Annotated in this window: 15 protein-coding genes; 6 read left to right on the top strand and 9 right to left on the bottom strand. The window is 63.2% G+C overall.

Annotation, left to right across the window (positions count from 1 at the left end; genetic code table 11):
• The first annotated feature begins 62 nt into the window (after positions 1-62).
• From ACT6VE_RS02525 to ACT6VE_RS02510, 4 genes are all read left to right on the top strand, one after another.
• Entirely contained in the window at positions 63-1,022 is a 960-nt protein-coding gene (locus tag ACT6VE_RS02525) for a lysophospholipase (RefSeq protein ID WP_444797043.1), read from the top strand.
• Entirely contained in the window at positions 1,019-1,963 is a 945-nt protein-coding gene (locus ACT6VE_RS02520) for a DMT family transporter (RefSeq protein WP_444797042.1), read from the top strand. The genes ACT6VE_RS02525 and ACT6VE_RS02520 overlap by 4 nt, the downstream gene beginning before the upstream one ends.
• Positions 1,964-2,108: 145 nt before the next feature.
• A complete protein-coding gene (locus ACT6VE_RS02515) occupies positions 2,109-3,305 on the top strand; it encodes a CaiB/BaiF CoA transferase family protein (protein WP_444797041.1) in 1,197 nt (398 codons plus the stop codon).
• Positions 3,302-4,951 carry a thiamine pyrophosphate-binding protein gene (locus tag ACT6VE_RS02510; RefSeq protein ID WP_444797040.1) on the top strand — a complete coding sequence of 550 codons (1,650 nt, stop codon included), beginning with the start codon at positions 3,302-3,304 and terminating at the stop codon, positions 4,949-4,951. The genes ACT6VE_RS02515 and ACT6VE_RS02510 overlap by 4 nt, the downstream gene beginning before the upstream one ends.
• Positions 4,952-5,138: 187 nt before the next feature.
• Here ACT6VE_RS02510 and ACT6VE_RS02505 read toward each other — a convergent pair whose 3' ends face one another.
• Positions 5,139-5,477 carry a TIGR01244 family sulfur transferase gene (locus ACT6VE_RS02505; RefSeq protein ID WP_444797039.1) on the bottom strand — a complete coding sequence of 113 codons (339 nt, stop codon included), beginning with the start codon at positions 5,475-5,477 and terminating at the stop codon, positions 5,139-5,141.
• 72 nt (positions 5,478-5,549) lie between these two features.
• Positions 5,550-6,404 (bottom strand): DUF4432 family protein, encoded by an 855-nt coding sequence (locus tag ACT6VE_RS02500; protein ID WP_444797038.1) that lies wholly within the window; start codon positions 6,402-6,404, stop codon positions 5,550-5,552.
• A gap of 281 nt (positions 6,405-6,685) precedes the next feature.
• On the opposite strand from ACT6VE_RS02500, the gene ACT6VE_RS02495 reads away from it, so the two are divergent.
• Together ACT6VE_RS02495 and ACT6VE_RS02490 are read left to right on the top strand one after the other, a co-directional pair.
• Positions 6,686-8,062: a L,D-transpeptidase family protein gene (locus ACT6VE_RS02495; protein ID WP_444797440.1), complete on the top strand. Its 1,377-nt coding sequence runs from the start codon at positions 6,686-6,688 to the stop codon at positions 8,060-8,062.
• A 176-nt stretch (positions 8,063-8,238) separates the two neighbouring features.
• Positions 8,239-9,432: a glycoside hydrolase family 5 protein gene (locus ACT6VE_RS02490; protein WP_444797037.1), complete on the top strand. Its 1,194-nt coding sequence runs from the start codon at positions 8,239-8,241 to the stop codon at positions 9,430-9,432.
• A gap of 57 nt (positions 9,433-9,489) precedes the next feature.
• Here the strand turns inward: ACT6VE_RS02490 and ACT6VE_RS02485 are convergent, their stop codons facing one another.
• From ACT6VE_RS02485 to ACT6VE_RS02455, 7 genes are all read right to left on the bottom strand, one after another.
• Positions 9,490-11,013 carry a methyl-accepting chemotaxis protein gene (locus ACT6VE_RS02485; RefSeq protein ID WP_444797036.1) on the bottom strand — a complete coding sequence of 508 codons (1,524 nt, stop codon included), beginning with the start codon at positions 11,011-11,013 and terminating at the stop codon, positions 9,490-9,492.
• Between the two features lie 259 nt (positions 11,014-11,272).
• Positions 11,273-11,989 (bottom strand): AAA family ATPase, encoded by a 717-nt coding sequence (locus ACT6VE_RS02480; RefSeq protein WP_444797035.1) that lies wholly within the window; start codon positions 11,987-11,989, stop codon positions 11,273-11,275.
• 218 nt (positions 11,990-12,207) lie between these two features.
• Positions 12,208-12,966 (bottom strand): AAA family ATPase, encoded by a 759-nt coding sequence (locus ACT6VE_RS02475; RefSeq protein WP_444797034.1) that lies wholly within the window; start codon positions 12,964-12,966, stop codon positions 12,208-12,210.
• A 166-nt stretch (positions 12,967-13,132) separates the two neighbouring features.
• Positions 13,133-14,278 carry an iron-containing alcohol dehydrogenase gene (locus tag ACT6VE_RS02470; protein WP_444797033.1) on the bottom strand — a complete coding sequence of 382 codons (1,146 nt, stop codon included), beginning with the start codon at positions 14,276-14,278 and terminating at the stop codon, positions 13,133-13,135.
• A 5-nt stretch (positions 14,279-14,283) separates the two neighbouring features.
• The gene (locus tag ACT6VE_RS02465; RefSeq protein WP_444797032.1) at positions 14,284-15,663 is read right to left on the bottom strand and encodes an aldehyde dehydrogenase family protein; all 1,380 of its coding nucleotides are present in this window, start codon (positions 15,661-15,663) and stop codon (positions 14,284-14,286) included.
• Between the two features lie 118 nt (positions 15,664-15,781).
• Complete coding sequence (locus ACT6VE_RS02460) at positions 15,782-17,146, bottom strand: glutamine synthetase family protein (protein ID WP_444797439.1); 1,365 nt, start codon at positions 17,144-17,146, stop codon at positions 15,782-15,784.
• Between the two features lie 99 nt (positions 17,147-17,245).
• Positions 17,246-18,829 carry an amino acid permease gene (locus ACT6VE_RS02455; RefSeq protein ID WP_444797031.1) on the bottom strand — a complete coding sequence of 528 codons (1,584 nt, stop codon included), beginning with the start codon at positions 18,827-18,829 and terminating at the stop codon, positions 17,246-17,248.
• Positions 18,830-18,869: the final 40 nt, after the last annotated feature.

Below are 18,869 nucleotides of genomic sequence, written 5' to 3'. Positions count from 1 at the left end.
TCGCATCCCATTGTCTTTGCATGGCAAATCGCGTTGACCTTTGGCAAACGGGAGGACCAGCCGTGTTTTCAGAGGCCGAGACGCTCAAAAGCCCGAGCAGCGCGACGCTTGCGCTGCGGCACGAGGCCGCCCGCGGGGAGGCGCACGGTATTCTTCTCATCAGCCATGGCCTTGCAGAGCACAGCGCACGGTACGCCCGGTTCGCCGCGCATATGGCGGCGCAAGGTTTTCACGTCTATGCGCATGACCATCGCGGCCATGGCTTCACCACCGCGCCGGATGCGCCCCTCGGGCAGTTCGCCCCACGAGACGGCGTGAGCCGCGTTCTTGCCGACATGCGCGCGGTGCGCGACCATGCGGTCAGCCGGCATCCGGGCCTGCCCGTCGTGCTCTTCGGGCATTCGATGGGCGGGTTGTTTGCGCTCGCCTTCGCCGAGGCCCATCCGAGCGACATTGACGCGCTCGCCGTCTGGAACTCGAACCTGGAACCGGGGCTGGCTGGGCGCATCGCGCAAGCCGTTCTGGCGGCGGAGCGCATGCTGAAAGGCTCGGACGTTCCAAGCGGCGTGCTGCCGCGTCTTACCTTCGATGCCTGGGGCAAATCCATCACCGGGCGGCGCACGGCGTTCGACTGGCTGTCGCATGACCCCGCCGAAGTCGATGCCTATATCGCCGATCCGCTCTGCGGCTTCGACATCAACGTCTCGATGTGGATCGATATCTTCGTAGTCACCTTCGCCGATGCCTCCGCGGCCGGGCTCGCCCGCCTGCCGAAGCGAATGCCGATCCACCTCGTCGGCGGCGAAGAGGATCCCGCGACGGATCTCGGGCGCGCAACCCTGGCGTTCGCCGAGCGGCTGAAAAAATCACGGCTTGAGGACGTGACCACGATCGTCTATCCCGGCATGCGCCACGAAACGCTGAACGAAAGCCCGGCGTTGCGCGACCCCGCCATTGAAGCCTTTGCCGGCTGGTGCCGGCGCGTCGCAGGCGAAAGGCCCCGAACTCCGGAACACGCATGACCAAATCCGCCATAATACCGCTGCGCAACGAGGTCAGTCTCGGGCTTTTCCTCATGGTGCTTTCGGTACTGATTTCGCCAATCATCGATGTTTTTGCAAAGCTCGCAGTCACTTCGGTGCCCGCAACCGAAATCACCTTCGTGCGCCTGCTCTTCCAGATGACGGTGCTGGGGCCGATCTGTCTGATACGCGGCACGCTTTTCGACGTGACCTGGAAGAAGATGGGCCTGCATGCCACCCGCGGCCTGCTGATGGCGATCACCATGATCACTTTCGTGACGCCGCTTGCCGTCATGGAAGTGGCCGATGCCATCGCGATCTTCTTCGTCGAGCCGATCATCCTGACGATCCTCGGCTCGATCTTTTTGAAAGAAACCATCGGCTGGCGGCGCTACACGGCCTGCGGCGTCGGCTTCTTCGGCTCGCTGCTCGTCATCCAGCCGAGCCTGCAGGAAGTCGGCCTGATCGCGCTGCTGCCGGTCGTCTCGGCCTTCTCGCTTGCGCTCTTCTTCATGCTGACGCGTCTCGTCGCGCAGAAGGAGGACCCCTGGTCGATGCAGTTCTATGCCGGGATGTGGGGCGGGCTTTTTGCCGGAGCACTGCTCCTTGTCGGCAGCATTGCCGGCATTTCTTTCCTGACGCCCGTCATGCCGGACATGACGAACATGCTCTATATCGCCGGTGCCGCCGTCGCCGCCACCATTGCCGGCGTGCTCGGCGTCTATGCCTATCGCGCAGCACCCGCCTCCACGCTGGCACCGCTGCAATATCTCGAGATCGTTTCGGCCACCATTCTCGGCTGGTGGGTGTTCGGCCACCTGCCGGATGCAGTGAAGTGGCTCGGCATCGCGATCATCATCGCTTCCGGCCTCTACGTCATCTGGCGCGAGCGGCAACTGAACAAGACAGCGACGACACCACCCGTCTCCATGCCGATCTGAAGAAAGCAGGCATCATGTCAGTCTCAGCCGTCATGATGTCCTTCTCCCCTGCCGCTATCGTGCCCGCCGGCTTTTTGTTATCCAGAGTGAAAATGGGCGAAAAGCCCGGCGGTGTGCCTGGCACCCGTCGTGGAGGGAGTGCACGATGGAGAAATCGAACCTGCCGCTTGCCGGTATCCGGGTCATCGAACTGGCACGGGTTCTCGCCGGTCCCTGGGCCGGCCAGATGCTGGCTGATCTCGGCGCGGACGTCATCAAGATCGAAAACCCCGATGGCGGCGACGACACGCGCGCCTGGGGGCCGCCCTTCGTGATGGGCAAGGACGGCGAAAACCTGTCTGCTGCCTATTACCACTCCACCAACCGCGGCAAGCGTTCCATCGCCGTCGACCTCAAGACGGAGGAAGGTCGCGATACCGTCCACCGGCTGATCGCCACCGCCGATGTGGTCATCGAGAATTTCAAGGTCGGTGGCCTTGTGAAATACGGGCTCGACTACCAGAGCCTCGCCCAAAAGCACCCCAAGCTCATCTATTGCTCGATCACCGGCTTCGGCCAGGACGGTCCCTACGCGGCCCGTGCCGGCTACGACTATATCGTGCAGGGCATGTCCGGCTTCATGTCCGTGACGGGCGCCCCGGACGGCGAGCCGATGAAGGCGGGCGTCGCCATCGCCGATATCTTTACCGGCATCTATGCCGTCACCGCCATCCAGGCTGCCCTCATCCATGTCATGAAGACCGGCGAAGGCCAGCATGTCGACATGGCGCTGCTCGATGTGCAGTCGGCCGTCATGGCGAACCAGAACATGAACTTTCTCGCCTCCGGCAAGGCGCCGAACCGGCTCGGCAATGCGCATCCGAACATCTCGCCCTACGAGGTCGTGCCGACAGCCGATGGACACATCATCCTTGCGGTCGGCAATGACGGACAGTTCCGCAAGCTCTGCGGCATCCTGAAACTCGACGGTGTGAGCGAGGACGAACGCTTCGCCACGAACCGCGCCCGTGTCGCCAACCGCGAGGAGGTCCGCCGCCTGGTCACGGGCGCGACGGCCGGCATCACCAAGGCCGACCTGCTCGACGCCTGCGAGCTCGGGGGCGTGCCGGCCGGGCCGATCAATTCCATTGCCGAAACCTTCGATGACCCGCAGGTGAAAGCGCGCGGGCTTCGCGTCGACCTGCCGGATACCGACGGCAACCTTATCCCGGGCGTGCGCACACCCATCGTGTTTTCCGGCACGCCGCTCGCCTACGACCGGCCGAGCCCGCGGCTTGGCGAACATACCGATGCCGTTATGGCGGAACTCAGCATTATCGAAGCAGGAAAGAACAGCGTATGAAAACCGGTGGCCAGTTGATCGTTGACGCCCTCGTAGCCAACGGCGTCAAGCGCGTCGCCTGCGTGCCGGGCGAAAGCTATCTCGCGGTGCTCGATGCGCTGCATGATACGGATGTCGACGTGCTCGTCTGCCGCCAGGAAGGCGGGGCGGCGATGATGGCGGATTGCTGGGGCCGGCTCACCGGCGAGCCCGGCATCTGCATGGTCACACGTGGCCCCGGTGCCACCAATGCGTCGGCCGGCCTGCATATCGCGCGGCAGGATTCCATTCCGATGATCCTGTTCATCGGCCAGGTGCAGCGCGATGCGCGCGAGCGCGAGGCCTTCCAGGAGGTCGAATACCGCCGCGCCTTCACCGAGGTCGCCAAATGGGTGGCCGAGATCGACGATGCACGCCGCATTCCGGAATTCATCACCCGCGCCTTCGCCGTGGCCACCTCCGGCCGGCCCGGCCCCGTCGTGCTGGCGCTGCCGGAAGACATGCTGACGGATACGGTCGAGACGGTCGCCGCGAAGGCCTACATGCCGGTCGAGGCCCATCCGGGCCGCAAGCAGATGGAAGAACTCGCAGGCCTGCTCGAAGCGGCCGAACGCCCCCTTGTCATCCTCGGCGGCACGCGCTGGTCGGAGACGAGCGTTGCCGCCTTCACCGCCTTTGCCGAGCGCTGGTCGCTGCCGGTCGCCTGTTCGTTCCGCCGGCAGATGCTGTTCGATCACCAGCACCCCAACTACGCAGGCGATTCCGGCATCGGCATCAACCCGGCACTGGGCAAGGAAATCCGCGAGGCGGACCTCGTGGTCCTGCTCGGTGGTCGCTACTCCGAAATGCCGTCCTCGACCTACAGCTTGCTCAAGGTTCCCTACCCGCAGCAGAAGCTGGTGCATGTCTATCCCGATCCGTCGGAACTCGGCCGTGTCTACCGCCCGGATCTGGCGATCTGCGCCGCACCGGACGATTTCGTCGCCGCGCTGGAAACCCTGACGCCGAAGGCCGCACCGCGCTGGGCCGCCCGCACCGCCGCCATGCATGACAGCTATCTCAAATGGTCGACCCCGCCGATGACCGGTCCGGGCGACGTGCAGATGGGGCCGATCATGGCCTGGCTGGAGGAAAACACGGCGGAGGACACGATCTTCACCAACGGCGCCGGCAACTATGCCACCTGGGTGCACCGGTTCCACCGCTTCCGCCGCTTCACCACGCAGGCCGCCCCGACCTCCGGTTCGATGGGCTACGGCCTGCCGGCCGCTGTCGCCGCCAAGCAGCTTCACCCCGACCGCGAGGTCATCTGCTTTGCCGGTGACGGCTGCTTCATGATGCACGGGCAGGAATTCGCGACCGCCGTGCGCTACAAGCTCCCGATCATCACCGTCGTCGTCAACAACGGCATCTACGGCACGATCCGCATGCACCAGGAGCGGGACTATCCGGGCCGGGTCAGCGCCACGGACCTCACCAATCCGGACTTTGCAGCACTCGCCATCGCTTACGGCGGCCACGGCGAGACGGTGGAGAAGACGGAAGATTTCGCCGCCGCATTCCTGCGGGCCCGCGCCAGCGGCAAGCCGGCGATCATCGAGGTGAAACTCGATCCGGAAGCCATCACGCCGACGCGCACGCTTTCGGATATTCGCAGCGGAAAATAGCTTTGTGCGGGGGCGTGAATGCCCCCTCATCCCGCTGCTGCGACCTTCTCCCCGCAAGCGGGGAGAAGGGAGATGAGGCACTGTCCCATTCTTTTTCGCAGGATGATATTTTCAGGAAACCGGTTCGGCACAATCCTTCGCCCCGCTTGCGAGGAGAAGGTGCCAGCAGGCGGATGAGGGGGTTCCCTCAGCCGCGAAGGCGCTGGCTCTGCTCGTAGGTCTTCGTCGAGCGCATGCCGGAACGGCAATACCCGAGCATCGGGCGCGGCAAGTCATCAAGCGCATCGACCATGCCGTTCACCGCTTCCGCCGTGACACCCATCGGCCCGACGGGCACGTGGGCCGTCTCGATGCCGAGTTCCTTGGCACGGGCGGCGATCGCTGCAAACTCCGGCTGGCCCGCTTCCTCGTGGTCCGGGCGGTGGCAGACGATGGATTTGAAGCCCATAGCCGCAACGGCGTCGAGATCCTCGACGGTGATCTGGCCGGAGACGGAATATTCGTCGTTGATCTCACGGATATCCATGGATGGGTCCTTTCCGAAATAGGGGCGCTCACCGTTTAAGCGCGCACTGCCAGAGCGTCAATCGTGCGAAATCTAGCGAACCTCGAAGGCAAGGCCGTAGCTGGCACTTTCTCCCGGGGCGAAGTCCGGCGCGCCGCCGGCCGCAATCAACTCGTCGCGCGGCGCAAAGCGATGCGAGACCGGCTCGATACCCAGCACGGCCGAACCCGGCGACTGGTTTCGCCAGACCTGAAGATAGGGCAGGCTATCGGTGCGGAAGCGGATATGGACACTGCGCCCGTCAAGTGCGGCGATCGGCCCGACGGTGATTTCCGCCCAGCCATGTTCCGCTGTCTCGGCCGCCGGTACGCAGAAAATCTGCGTAGCGCCATCGCCGAACCGCCACGGCAGGCTACCCCCGGGCAGCATGGCCCCGGTCAGCCGGGTGTTTTCGTCGAAAAGGCCGGTGCCGAAATTGATATGGTACATGGCAAACCGCGGCCAGGGCGTGTCGCCAACATTGCTGATGATGTCGTCGAGGGTGATGTGGCCGACGCGGCGGTCTGCACGCCAGCGACGGGCAAGCGCGGCGGACCCGCCCTGCGCCAGCGAAACGGCGACGCGCGCCTCGCAGATCACCTCGCCCTCGTCCTCCTCGATCAGGATGTCCTGCGCCGGGTTCGACGACAGCGAACCATGCAGCGGGTAACGCCGCCCGTCGGAAGCCCCCTCGATCGGCACCGGATGGCGGATGTGATCCGGCCCGCAGGTGAACAGGAAACCCGGCAGAGCCTTGTCGATGCGCGGATCGCCATCCGTGGGAACGGCAGAGCCCGGCGAAAGATCGACGCCATGGAAGACCGCACTGCCTACATCGAGCACCGATTGCGGCGTCAGGTCGAGGCGAAACGATTGCTCGGGCGTGTCGGCGGTCAAGGCGAAGGGCATCCGCGGCTCCGGTGGAAAGCGATGAAAGGAACCCATGCTAGTGGCAAGGCGTTCGCAAGACCATGGGGTGCAGCACCTCGGTCCCGATCTTTCCACGGAACCATCGCGGCCGATCACAAGTTTTTGCAGTATGTGTTGACGTAACGTTCACCATCGATTCAGTTTTTCCATATTAAGGTCCGAATTGAAGTGTTCCGTCCGCACGATACGTGCAAGCTGGCAGGTCAAGAGCCGTGAATTCTATTATTAAAACAAGCATTTCGCTCCTCGCAGTGGCATCCATCCTGGGAATCGCCGTCACGCCTGCCGTTGCCCAGCAGCGCTATTCCTCACCCGACACGGTGCTGATCACGCCGAACGGCGATATTCTGGACTACGTTCCCGATGACCGCATGCGTGTTATGCGCGACAATCGCGGCCGCACGGTCTATGTCGACGACTGGGGCAATGTGGTTGCGACCGTCATGCCCGCCGACCGCTATTTCGCCCGTGGCGGGGACGACTACCGTCCGCGCCGGGACCGTTACCGCGAAGTGCGCGGCTATCCCGAAACCAGCCCGGACTATTTCCCGCCAGCGCCCGAATCCGACTATGGCGATGAACTGACGACCAGCTCCGTGCCGGAAATGCGCGAGGCCCTGCCGGGCGATATCGAGCGCCAGACCCTGCCGGACGCCGATTTCGGCGGATCGCAGCCCCTGCCGGACTTCAACGGAAACGACGACAACGCCGCCCTCCCCGAAAACGGCGTCGATCCCAACGCCGAATTCGTGCCCGGCCCGAAATTCGTGCCGGCAACGGCGCTCGGCAAGCTGTCTTCCGCGGAGATTACGGCGCTTCAGGTCTTTCTCGACCGCGAAGGCTATTCGCCGGGCGTGATCGACGGCAAGAAGGGTTCCAACGTCACCAAGGCGATCGAGGCCTGGCAGAACGGCACCGGCGAAACGCTCGACCCGAACAATGCCGATGACATTCTGGAGCGCCTGCGCCTCTCCGGCGGCATGGCCTTCACCACCTACGAGATCACCGCTGTCGACGCGGCCGGCCCCTACGTTGCCTCCATTCCGAACGACTATGCGGAGAAGGCGGCGCTGCCGCACCTCTCCTACACCTCGACGATCGAGATGCTGGCCGAAAAGTTCCACATGGACGAGGCCTATCTGAAGGATATCAACCCGGGTGTCGACTTCACGATCCCGGGCACGATCATCAAGGTCGTCGACACGGGTGAAAAGAAGACCGGCAAGGTGGCGAAGATCCTCGCCGACAAGGGCCGCAAGCAGGTGCTCGCCTATGATGAGAACGGCACGCTGATTGCCGCCTACCCAGCCAGCATCGGCTCCGCCGACACGCCATCGCCATCAGGTCTGGTGACCGTCGAGCGTATCGCGCTCAATCCCGGCTACACCTACAATCCGAAGATCAACTTCCAGCAGGGCGCCAACAACAAGGTGCTGACCCTGCAGCCCGGCCCGAACGGCCCGGTCGGCACCGTCTGGATCGCGCTTTCCAAGCCGACCTACGGCATCCACGGCACGCCGGAACCGTCGAAGATCGGCAAGACCCAGAGCCACGGCTGTATCCGCCTGACCAACTGGGATGCGACTGAACTTGCCAAGATGACGAGCGCCGGCGTCACGGTCGAATTCGTCGACTGACGAACATCGAAGACGAACAAGCAAAGCCGGTCTTTCAGGGCCGGCTTTTTGTTTTCCTGGGGGAAAATCCGGTTCCGCCATGATGCGAACCGGAAAACGCCTGTTTTTGCGGCGAAGCAGCCGACGGTCACCCAACGCGGCGACCACCTCGCTTCCAACCGTCAAACCGGTATCCCATGCTGCAAAAATTCCGCACTGCCCTCCTTTGCCTCACCCTTGCCGGCGCGATGCCGCAGGCCGCCTCAGCCGCCGATCTCATGACCTTCTGGGACACGCCGCAAATGGGCGGCAACAGTTTCAACGCCGCCGAGCCGGATAAGGCCTATTTCGAGGCGCTCGCCGCAACCGGCGCAACCTGGGTCCGCCTCACCTTCAGCAAATGGAAAGGCGAAGGCCGCGATTTCCTGCTCGGCGATGCCGACCACTACAAGGGTCTGCCGCCGAAGGACCTCGCCAAGCTGCGGGAAACGCTCGATGCGGCGCAGACTGCCGGGGTCAAGGTCGTGATAACGCCGCTCAGCCTGCCGGGCGCGCGCTGGAAGCAGCAGAACGGCGAAAAGTTCGACGACCGGCTCTGGTCGAATCCTGCCTTTGCCGATCAGGCCGTGAAATTCTGGAGCGATCTCGCCGCCGCGCTGAAGGATCACCCGGCCGTCGCCGGCTACAATCTCATTAACGAACCGGCACCGGAAAAGACCACCGGGCTCGCCGAAAACGGTGCGATGGCCGACATCCAGACCTGGCAGGAAAAGCATGCCGGCGGCACGCGCGACCTGCCAAAACTCTACACGCGCATCATCGAGGCGATCCGCGCCGTCGATCCGGTGACGCCGGTGATGGTGGATAGCGGCTACTACGCCAATCCGCGCGCACTCGCCGCCTGGCCGAAGCGGCTCGCTGATGACAAGGTGCTCTATGCCTTCCACATGTACGAGCCCTATGACGCGACGAGTGCACCGAACATGAAGCGCGAGACGCCGCTTCGGTATCCCGGCGCGCAAACGGACTATGCCGGCAGCACGATGTCTTGGGGCCGCAAGGCTGTTGCGGACCACATCAACACGGCCTTCGATTGGGCGAAGACGCAAGGCCTGCCGCCGACCCGCGTGGTCGCCGCCGAGTTCGGCTGCATGCGGCTGTGGGCCGATTGCGGCACCTATCTCACCGACGTCATGGATGCTGTCGAGGCAAAGGGCGGACACTGGGCCTTCTACTCCTTCCGCGAGGACGAGTGGGAAGGCATGGATTACGAGCTGCCGGCAAAGGTGAAACCCGGGCAGTTCTACTGGCTCTCCGGACAAGGCAAGGCTGGAAAGCTGCCCCGCGATGGCAAACTCATGGATATCCTGAAGGCGAGAATGCAGAAATGAGAAAAGGCCGGGCAACGCAAACGCCGCCCGGCCTTCCTTTTCAGTCCGTCAAAACGCTCAGGCAGCGCGGCGATAGCCTGAACCGTGTGCCGGCTGTGCGGTACCGCCGGTCCGGAAAGCGCTGAGCTGGGCGGCAATGGAGGCGGCCTCCTGCGTCAGCGCCTGGCTCGCGGCATTGGCCTGTTCGACCATCGCGGCATTCTGCTGGGTGATCTGGTCCATGGCGTTGACCGCCTGGTTGACCGCCTGAAGGCCCGTTGCCTGCTCCGCGGTGCTGGAGCGGATGGTGTTGAAGACTGCACTCACGTCCACGACCTGAGACACGATCTGGCGCAGAGACTGCGCAACCTCGTTGACCGAGCGCACCCCATCCTCGACCTGACCATGCGACTTGGCGATCAGGTCCTGAATGTCTTTTGCCGCATCAGCGCAGCGCTGGGCAAGCGCACGCACTTCCGACGCCACGACCGCGAAGCCACGTCCCGCCTCGCCTGCCCGCGCCGCCTCGATGCCGGCATTGAGTGCGAGAAGATTGGTCTGGAAGGCAATCTCGTCGATGACCTCGACGATGTTGGCGATCGCCGACGACGAAGCCTGGATCTCGCCCATCGCGACAATTGCGTGTTCCACGACTTCGCCGCCGCGCTGCGCATTGTCGCGCGCCGCCATGACGAGCGCATTCGCCTCGTTGGCACTCTGCGCCGTCTGGCGCACGGTGGTGGTCACCTCTTCGACGGCAGCCGCGGTTTCTTCGAGATTGGCAGCCTGCCGCTCCGTGCGCTTGGCGAGATCGTCGGAGGCCGCCGCAATCTCCTGGGCACTCAGATGGATGGAGCCCGCCCCCACACCAATGCCGCCGATGGCCTGCGAGAGCGTGGAAATGGCGTGGTTGAAATCTTCGCGCAGCGTCTCATAGGCTTCCGGCAGCGGCCCGGTGATGCGCGCGGTGAGGTCGCCGTCCGAAATCCGCTTCAGCGCCGCCCCGAAACTGTCGCCGACGATCTTGCGCTCCTCGGCAACGACCTGCGCCTGCACTGCCTGCTGCTTGGTGACGTCGGATGTGTCCATATAGACGGAGATGGAAAGGTCCATGTCGAGGAACATGGCCTTGAGCAGGCTGGAAAATTTCGCCGCAAACTCTTCCGGCGTGATTTCCTGGCGGCTGAAAAACCCTTGTTTCGGCCAAAGTGATTTCACCGCTTCCGCCAGAAGATGCTCGACGATCAGCGCGTAGCCACCGATATACCAGCGCGGTTCCAGGCCGATGCGCGCATGCACATGGCCGATCGTTTGCACCTTCGCGGCATAGTCATGCGTGAAATCGCCGGCAGCGATGTTTGCCCAGTGACCGAGCTGCGCAGTCTTGGCGCGATTGATGTGCGCATCGCTGGAAAAGAGGTGGTTGACTTCCGGGCTCTTGCGCACGACGGCATAGAACTTGTCGAGCGCCGGACCGAGCTCCTTCTCGATGAAGGGCTTCAGGCTGCGCAACCGCTTCAGCGCCGGCTCGTCGAGGCCGAGATAATCCAGGCGGCGCGCGATATCGTGGTTCTGGCTGGCAGTCTGCGGGGCTGACTTCATTCTGATTGGGTATCCTGGCAACACGAGAAACTGGGGAAAGCGACAACGCTCTATCGGGACGGCAATGCCAAATGGCACGCACGCGCCCGCGACCCCTCATGGATCACGCCGAAGACACAGAGCCTTCGAGAATAGCTTTCAGACGCAATATCACTAGGTTAGGCATGGTAAATTGTTCATTACCAAGCCTTGCGCCTAATGGGGACAAAGGCTGCGCGTTTGGTCGCAGCCGTTCCTGCCGTTCGTCAAGTCTATCTGCTCAGGCCGCGCGCGGGATGGTGCGGAAGAAGCCCCTTTCGAGGGAACCCCGCTTGCGCGTCGGCATGAGACGCAGCACCTCTTCGGCGAAGAGCCGCGCGTTTTCGCGGGCCTTGTCGAGGTTGCTCACCCTGGCCGGGTCCATCGAATACAGCGTGCCGCCACCGTCGAAAATATCACGGAAGGCGGTGCGCTCGCCGATCGGCGTGTCCAGCACGGCAACACCGCGCGATGCCAGCAACGCCTTGATGGCCGTCATGGCGCGCGTCGTCACCATCGCATTCATGCGGGTGAGCACGACCGAATGGTTGATACGGATGCCCGCCTTCTCGTCGAGCTGCTTCAGCAGTTCGAGGATCTGCGCGGCACCGCGTGCGTCCATCGCACAGCCCTGCACCGGGATCATCACATGGTCCGAAAGGCCGATGGCGGTGGCGACCAGCGCATCGCGAGCACCGGCAAGGTCGATGATGAAATAGTCGGTCGTGTCGCGGTTCTCGCGGATATGGCACTGGATGGAGGCCATCGAGACTTCCGAGATGACGGCGATATTGTGCTGGCGGCCGGAAATCTCGTGCCAATGGCTGATCCAGCGCTGCGGGTCGGCGTCGAGAATGGTGACGCGGTGGCCCTGGCTGGCAAGCTCGGTTGCCAGGATAAGGGCCGCGGTGGTCTTGCCCGCGCCGCCCTTGGCATTAGCAAATGTGATGACTGGCATGTCTTTCCCCGTGAATTCTGCGAGCCTGCTCATCGCTCTCGTCGGGCGACCCTGTGCAATGGCGCCCGCTTGCTCAAACCTTTCAAAACATGGTTAACAAAACGGAAATTTCCGTATCGCGAAGATTAATGAGACGACGAACGGTGCTTGCCGACCGCAAGAAAAAAGCCCGGAAACCAGTGTTCTCCGGGCGCGTGCCAATTGTTAACGGTAAGAATTCAGGGACCTGCCGGCACGCTCACGGGCGGCGAAGAAGACAAGCCAGCTCGCGCCGAAGCGGCAGGGGCGGACTTCGCCCATGTCTTTCCCCCCTCCCCGACGCCGACAAGCCGCAACACCTCATCGGCAAGGACCTGCATGTTGAGGATCGCCTTGTCGAGATTGCTCACCCGGCCACCATTCATCGAATAGAGCGTGCCGCCCGTCTCGAACATGTCGCGAAAGGCGCTGCGCTCGATGACAGGCGTACCGACGACAGGAATCCGTGCTGCATCGAGCACCGCCTTCACATTGCGCAGGGCACGGGTGGTAACGAGAGGATTGACACGGGAGAGCACGACCGCCCGCTTGATCGGCAGATGGGCATTGGCGCTGACGAGATCGATCAGTTCCAGCACATGCGCCGCACCACGGCTATCCATTGCGCAACCCTGGACGGGCACCAGCACCAGATCGGAAAGGCCGGCAGCAAACGCGACCAACGAATCCCGCGCGCCCGACAGGTCAATGATGACGTGGTCATGGCTGCCGCGCAGGGTTTTGAGATTGCCGGCGAAATTGGAGACCGCGACATTGTCCAGCAGCGTCAGCCCCTCGCCGAGCCTTGCGGCGCGCGCCCAGCTTGCCGCCAGTTTCAGCTCGTCGCAATCGAGAAGAGCGGTGCGCACACCACGCTGCACGAGTTCGGTGGCAAGCAAAACCGCCGCCGTCGTCTTGCCCGAACCGCCCTTGGCGTTCGCTACCGATATGACTGCCATGACTCTACCGCCGCATCAGACCGCCAGGATACGCCGGAGCGGCGCAAATCATGACAGTCGCATGACATTCTGATGACAAGCATCATGCGGCGCAATTCGTAATAATTGTAATAAAAAATCGGGGTGGCAGCCACCTGACCGCCACCCCGCTCGTCAAAAGTAAAACTCAGATGCACTCAACGAAGAGGCGCTTGGCCGCGTCGAGCGTCAGTTCCACCGGATTGCCGCCAGCCGTCGGGTCGACGATCGCCATTTCGGACATTTCGTCGATCCGGTCGGTGCCGACGCCGAGCGCCGACAGCTTGTCCGGCACGCCGAGTTCTTCACGCAGGCGCAGCACATAGTCGAAGAAGCCGTCGAAGCCGCCGGCAATGCCGAGATAGGCCGCAGCGCTGACGATCTTCGCCTCGATGGCCGGGCGGTTGAAGGTCAGCACCGGCGGCATCACGACGGCATTCGTCATGCCGTGGTGCGTGTTGTAGATGGCGCCGACCGGGTGCGACAGCGAATGGATGGCACCAAGGCCCTTCTGGAAGGCGACGGCGCCCATGGCGGCGGCCGACATCATGTGGGCGCGGGCTTCGATATCGGTCCCGTCCTTGTAAGCGCGCGGCAGGTACTCCTTGACGAGGCGCATGCCTTCGAGCGCGATGCCCTGGCTCATCGGGTGGTAGAACGGCGAGCAATAGGCTTCGAGGCAATGGGCGAATGCGTCCATGCCGGTGCCGGCGGTGATGACCCTCGGCATGCCGACCGTCAGCTCCGGGTCGCAGATCGTCACCGAAGGCAGGAACTTCGGATGGAAGATCACCTTCTTGGTATGCGTCTCGGAATTGGTGATGACCGAGGCGCGGCCGACTTCCGAGCCGGTGCCGGCCGTGGTCGGCACGGCGATGATCGGTGCGATGCCATCGGAATTGGCGCGCGTCCACCAGTCGCCGACATCCTCGAAATCCCAGACCGGGCGGGTCTGGCCGGCCATGAAGGCGACCGCCTTGCCGAGGTCGAGGCCGGAGCCGCCGCCAAAGGCGACGACGCCGTCATGGCCGCCATCCTTGTAGGCCTTGACGCCGGCGTCGAGGTTCTTGTCGTTCGGGTTCGGGTCGACCTCGGCGAACATCGCGCGGCCAAGGCCAGCGGCAGCGAGGATATCGAGCGCACCCTGCGTGATCGGCATCGTCGAAAGGCCGCGGTCGGTGACGAGCAGCGGCTTCTTCATGCCGACCGCCTTGCAGTGATCGGCGAGTTCCTTGATGCGGCCCGCCCCGAACTTGATCGCGGTCGGGTAGCTCCAGTTGGCGGTGATGGTCATGCTCTTCAAGCTTTCCTGAAATGGTAGGATTTCGGTCGGGTAAGGTTGTGGAAGCCGATGACGGAGAGCGAGCCGCCGCGGCCCGTTTCCTTCACACCGGTCCAGCAAAGCGCCGGGTCGAGGTAATCAGCGCGGTTCTGGAACACGGTGCCGGTCTCCAGATCGCGGGCGATCGTCGCGGCGCGGTCGCTGTCCTTCGTCCAGAGCGAGACGGTAAGGCCGTACTTGCAGTCGTTCATCAGCGCGAGCGCTTCCGCGTCGTTCTTCACCTTCATGATGCCGACGGCCGGACCGAAGGTCTCTTCCGTCATGAACTCCATCGAATGATCGACATCGACGAGCACCTGCGGGGCGACGTAGGCGCCGCCGTCATCGGCCGGAAACAGTTTCGGGTCGACCAGCGCCTTGGCGCCCTTCGAGACGGCATCGGCGATCTGCGACCGCACGGTCGCGGCAAAGCGCTTGTGCGCCATCGGGCCGAGGGTGGTGTCCGGGTCGAGCGGGTTGCCGAGCTTGTAGTTGGACACCCAGGCAACAGACTTTTCGACGAAAGCGTCGTAGAGCTTCTCGTTGACGTAGACGCGCTCGATGCCGCAGCAGCACTGGCCCGAATTGAATGTCGCGCCATCCATCAGCGTATCGACGGCAGCGTCGAGATCCGCGTCTTCCATGACGTAGCCCGGGTCCTTGCCGCCGAGCTCGAGGCCGACCGGCGTGAAGGTGCCGGCAGCGGCGCGCTCGATCGACCGGCCGCCTTCAACGGAACCGGTGAAATTGACGAAATCGAAGCTCTTGGCGGCGATCAGCGCCGAGGTCGTGTCATGGTCGAGGAAGACGTTCTGGAAGACGCCTTCCGGCATGCCGGCTTCGGCAAAGGCGCGCACGAGGCGCTCACCGACCAGCAGCGTCTGGGCGGCATGCTTGATGATGACGACATTGCCGGCCATCAGCGCCGGCGCGATCGTGTTGATCGCCGTCATATAGGGATAGTTCCACGGCGCGATGACAAAAACGACGCCATGCGGCTCGCGCTCGATGCGGCGCTCGAAGCGCGCGCTGTTCTCGACGACGATCGGCGCCAGCGATGAGCCGGCGATCTCGGCGACATAGTTGGAGCGCTCGTTGAAACCCTTGAACTCACCGCCGTAGCGGATCGGGCGGCCCATCTGCCAGGCAATTTCCGGCACGATCTCGTCGGCCATCTCGTTGACGCGGGCGACACCCTTCAGCACCAGCTGGATACGGTCTTCAAGCGGACGCTTGGCCCAGCTCTTCTGTGCCTTCTTGGCGCGGGCAACGATCTCTTGGGCGGCCGCCAGCGGCATCGCCTCGCGCTCGGCATAGACCGAGCCATCCACGGGGGATATGCATTTGATCACAGTCATGATCGACTTCCTGTTTCAGATTATGAACTTTAGCGCCGGACAATAGCCGATCCAGCCACGCGGCAAATATCCCTGAAGGATTACGCCGGGGCCGGTTCGACCTTGACTGGCCGCAGCCTTACGCCCTCTCGAAGCCGCGCGCTACCTCCCAGTCGGTGATGCGGCGATCGTATTCTTCCTGCTCCCATTCGGCGGCGCGGACATAGTGATCGATGACGTCGTCGCCGAAGGCTTCGCGCAGCATCTTGGAGTCGGTCAGTGCTGCGGTTGCGCCGCGCAGCGTCTTCGGAATCTCGCGGGCATCCTTGCCACCATAAGCGTCACCGACGAAGGGCGCTTCAAGTTCCAGCTTTTCCTCGATGCCGGCAATACCGGCCGCGAGCAGCGCCGCCATGGCGAGATAGGGGTTGAGGTCGGAGCCGCCGACACGGCATTCGATGCGGATGCCCTTGGTGCCCTCGCCGCACAGGCGGTAGCCGGCCGTGCGGTTGTCCTTGCTCCAGATTGCCTTGGTCGGCGCGAAGGTGCCGGCGACGAAACGCTTGTAGGAATTGATATAGGGCGCGAGGAAATAGGTGATCTCGCTGGCATGGGCGAGCAACCCGGCCACGTAGTTGTGCATCAACTCCGACATGCCGTATTTGGCGTCCTTGTCGAAGAACTTTGCTTCCTTGCCGTCCAGGCTCCACAGCGACTGGTGAATGTGCGAGGAGGAGCCGGCGGCGGTGTAGTTCCACTTGGCCAGGAAGGTCACGGACTTGCCGCGCTGCCAGGCGATTTCCTTGGTGGCGTTCTTGATGATCGAATGCCGGTCGGCCATCGTGACGGCCTCGGCATAGCGAACGTTGATTTCTTCCTGGCCGGGCGAAGCCTCGCCCTTGGAGTTTTCCACCGGAATTCCGGCACCCTGCAGGCCGTTGCGCAGCGCGCGCATGACGTCTTCTTCCTTGGTCGTCTGGAAGATGTGGTAGTCTTCGTTGTAACCGGAAGCGGTGCGCAGATCGCGGTAGCCGCTTTCGCGCGCATCGTCGAAGGTCTGATCGAAGAGGAAGAATTCGAGTTCGCTCGCCATGAAGGCCTTGAGGCCCAGGGCCTCCAGCCGCTTCACCTGCTTCTTGAGGATGGCGCGCGGCGAATGCGGCACTTCCGCGTGGGTATGGTGGTCGAGCACGTCGCAGAGCACCAGCGCCGTGCCTTCCAGCCAGGGCAGCTTGCGCAGCGTGGCAAGGTCGGGCTTCATCGTATAGTCGCCATAGCCGGCGGCCCAGCTCGTCGACTTGTAGCCGGAGACGGTCTCCATCTCGATGTCGGTGGCGAGCAGGTAGTTGCAGCTATGCGTTTCCTCGTAGGCGCTTTCGACGAAATATTCCGCCTGAAAACGCTTGCCCATGAGGCGGCCCTGCATGTCGACGAGGCAGGCGAGAACGGTGTCGATGCGGCCCTCGGCAACATCCTTCTTCAGATCATCGAATGTGTAGGTCATGCTCATGGTGCTTGGTCCCAGAATGGTGCCCGGCAATCGCCGCGCGTCGGTCGGAAATGAAAACGGGGGCCGCACGCGCGGCCCCCGCGTTAAGATGGCTTAGACCTGGCCGACAGCCTTTTCGGCGGCAGCGATCTCGGCCTGGCGGCGAGCGACTTCCTCACCGATCGGCGGGCCCTTGAAGCGGCGGTTTTCAAGGCCGAACCAGATGATCGCGGTCAGGACGAGGAAGCCGACGGTGATGTAGAGCGCCCAGTCGTTCGGCGGCTGGATGCCGAGCACGAAGATCAGCACCATGGCGATGATCGACAGGACGGCGAAGAGCTTGAAGACGCCTTCGCCGAGGTTCCACGGACCCATCTTGTCCCACTTCGAGGTGCCCCAGGCGAAGAGGCCGAGTGCAATCGGGATCGCGAAGGAGAAGAACAGGAAGATGACGGTGCACGAAACGACGACGGTGTAGACCGGCGTCTCGCCGATGGAGACGAGCGACGAACCCCAGACGAACAGCACCGACAGGATGGAGCCGGTCCAGATGGCGGCAACCGGCGTGCGGTAGTTCGGGCTGACCTTGGACAGGCCGCGCGAGAACGGCAGGCCGCCGTCACGCGAGAAGGCGAAGATCATGCGCGAAACGGACGTAACGGTCGCGAGGCCGCACAGCCACTGCGCGATCAGGATGAAGAAATAGAGCACATCCTTTATCACCGGATGAACCTGCGTATCCATCGTCCAGAAGAAGACGTTCCAGCCCTGCGCTGCGGCAGCCGCCATGCCCTCGGTGGTCGTGCCGTCGGCATTGGTGACAGAAGACGGGATCATCAGAACGAACGAGCACAGCATGATGTAGCCGAAGAGCGCCGACCACAGTACGGAAGAGACCATGCCGCGCGGCACGGACGTCGCCGCCTTGACGGTTTCTTCCGAGGTGTGCGCGGAGGCGTCGTAGCCGGTGATCGTGTAGATCGGCAGCAGCAGGCCGAGCAGGAACACCCAGGTGCCGGAATTTTCCGGCCAGACGTTGCCGCCAGCCGCGCCGGAATAGTTCGAGAAGGTGAAGAGGCGGCCGATATCGTAGCTGTCGGCTGCAATGAGGCAGACGATGGCGAGGGCGATCGACGTTGCGAAGATCAGGTAGCCTGAGAAATCCGTCAGCTTGGCCGTGAGGCCGATGCCCATGTGGTTCACGAGCGCCTGCGCACCGGTGATGACCGTCAGGAACAGGATGCGGGTCATGGTCGTGTCTTCCAGGCCGAAATACGGCGTCCCGAACGAGCCCATGAAGAAATAGTAGGTGCCGACATTGATGGCGCCGAGCACGGTGACGAGGCCGAGCAGGTTGAACCAGGCGGTCAGCCAGCCGGTGAAGCGGTTACCGAGGATCGAGCCCCAGTGGTAGAGGCCGCCGGCCGTCGGATAGGCCGAGCTGATCTGCGCCATGGCGACGGCGAAGACGAGCGAAATGAAGCAGCCAAGCGGCCAGCCGATGCCGATCGCGGCGCCCCCCGCGCCAGATGTCGCCTGCGCGAGTGAGTTGATGCCGCCGGAGAGAATGCAAATGATGGAGAAGGACACGGCAAAGTTCGAGAACTGGCTCATCCGCCGCTCGAGTTCCTGCGCATAGCCCATGGAATGCAGGACCTGCATATCCTCATGCTTATCGTTATCCGAATAATCTGACATGTTTTTCCCCTGTATCGACTGGTCCCTGGCGGAATTGCCG

Source organism: Shinella sp., assembly GCF_052438155.1.
GTDB lineage: Bacteria > Pseudomonadota > Alphaproteobacteria > Rhizobiales > Rhizobiaceae > Shinella.
The sequence above is the reverse complement of the archived record's forward strand: the minus strand, read 5'-3'. Positions and strand labels throughout refer to the sequence as shown.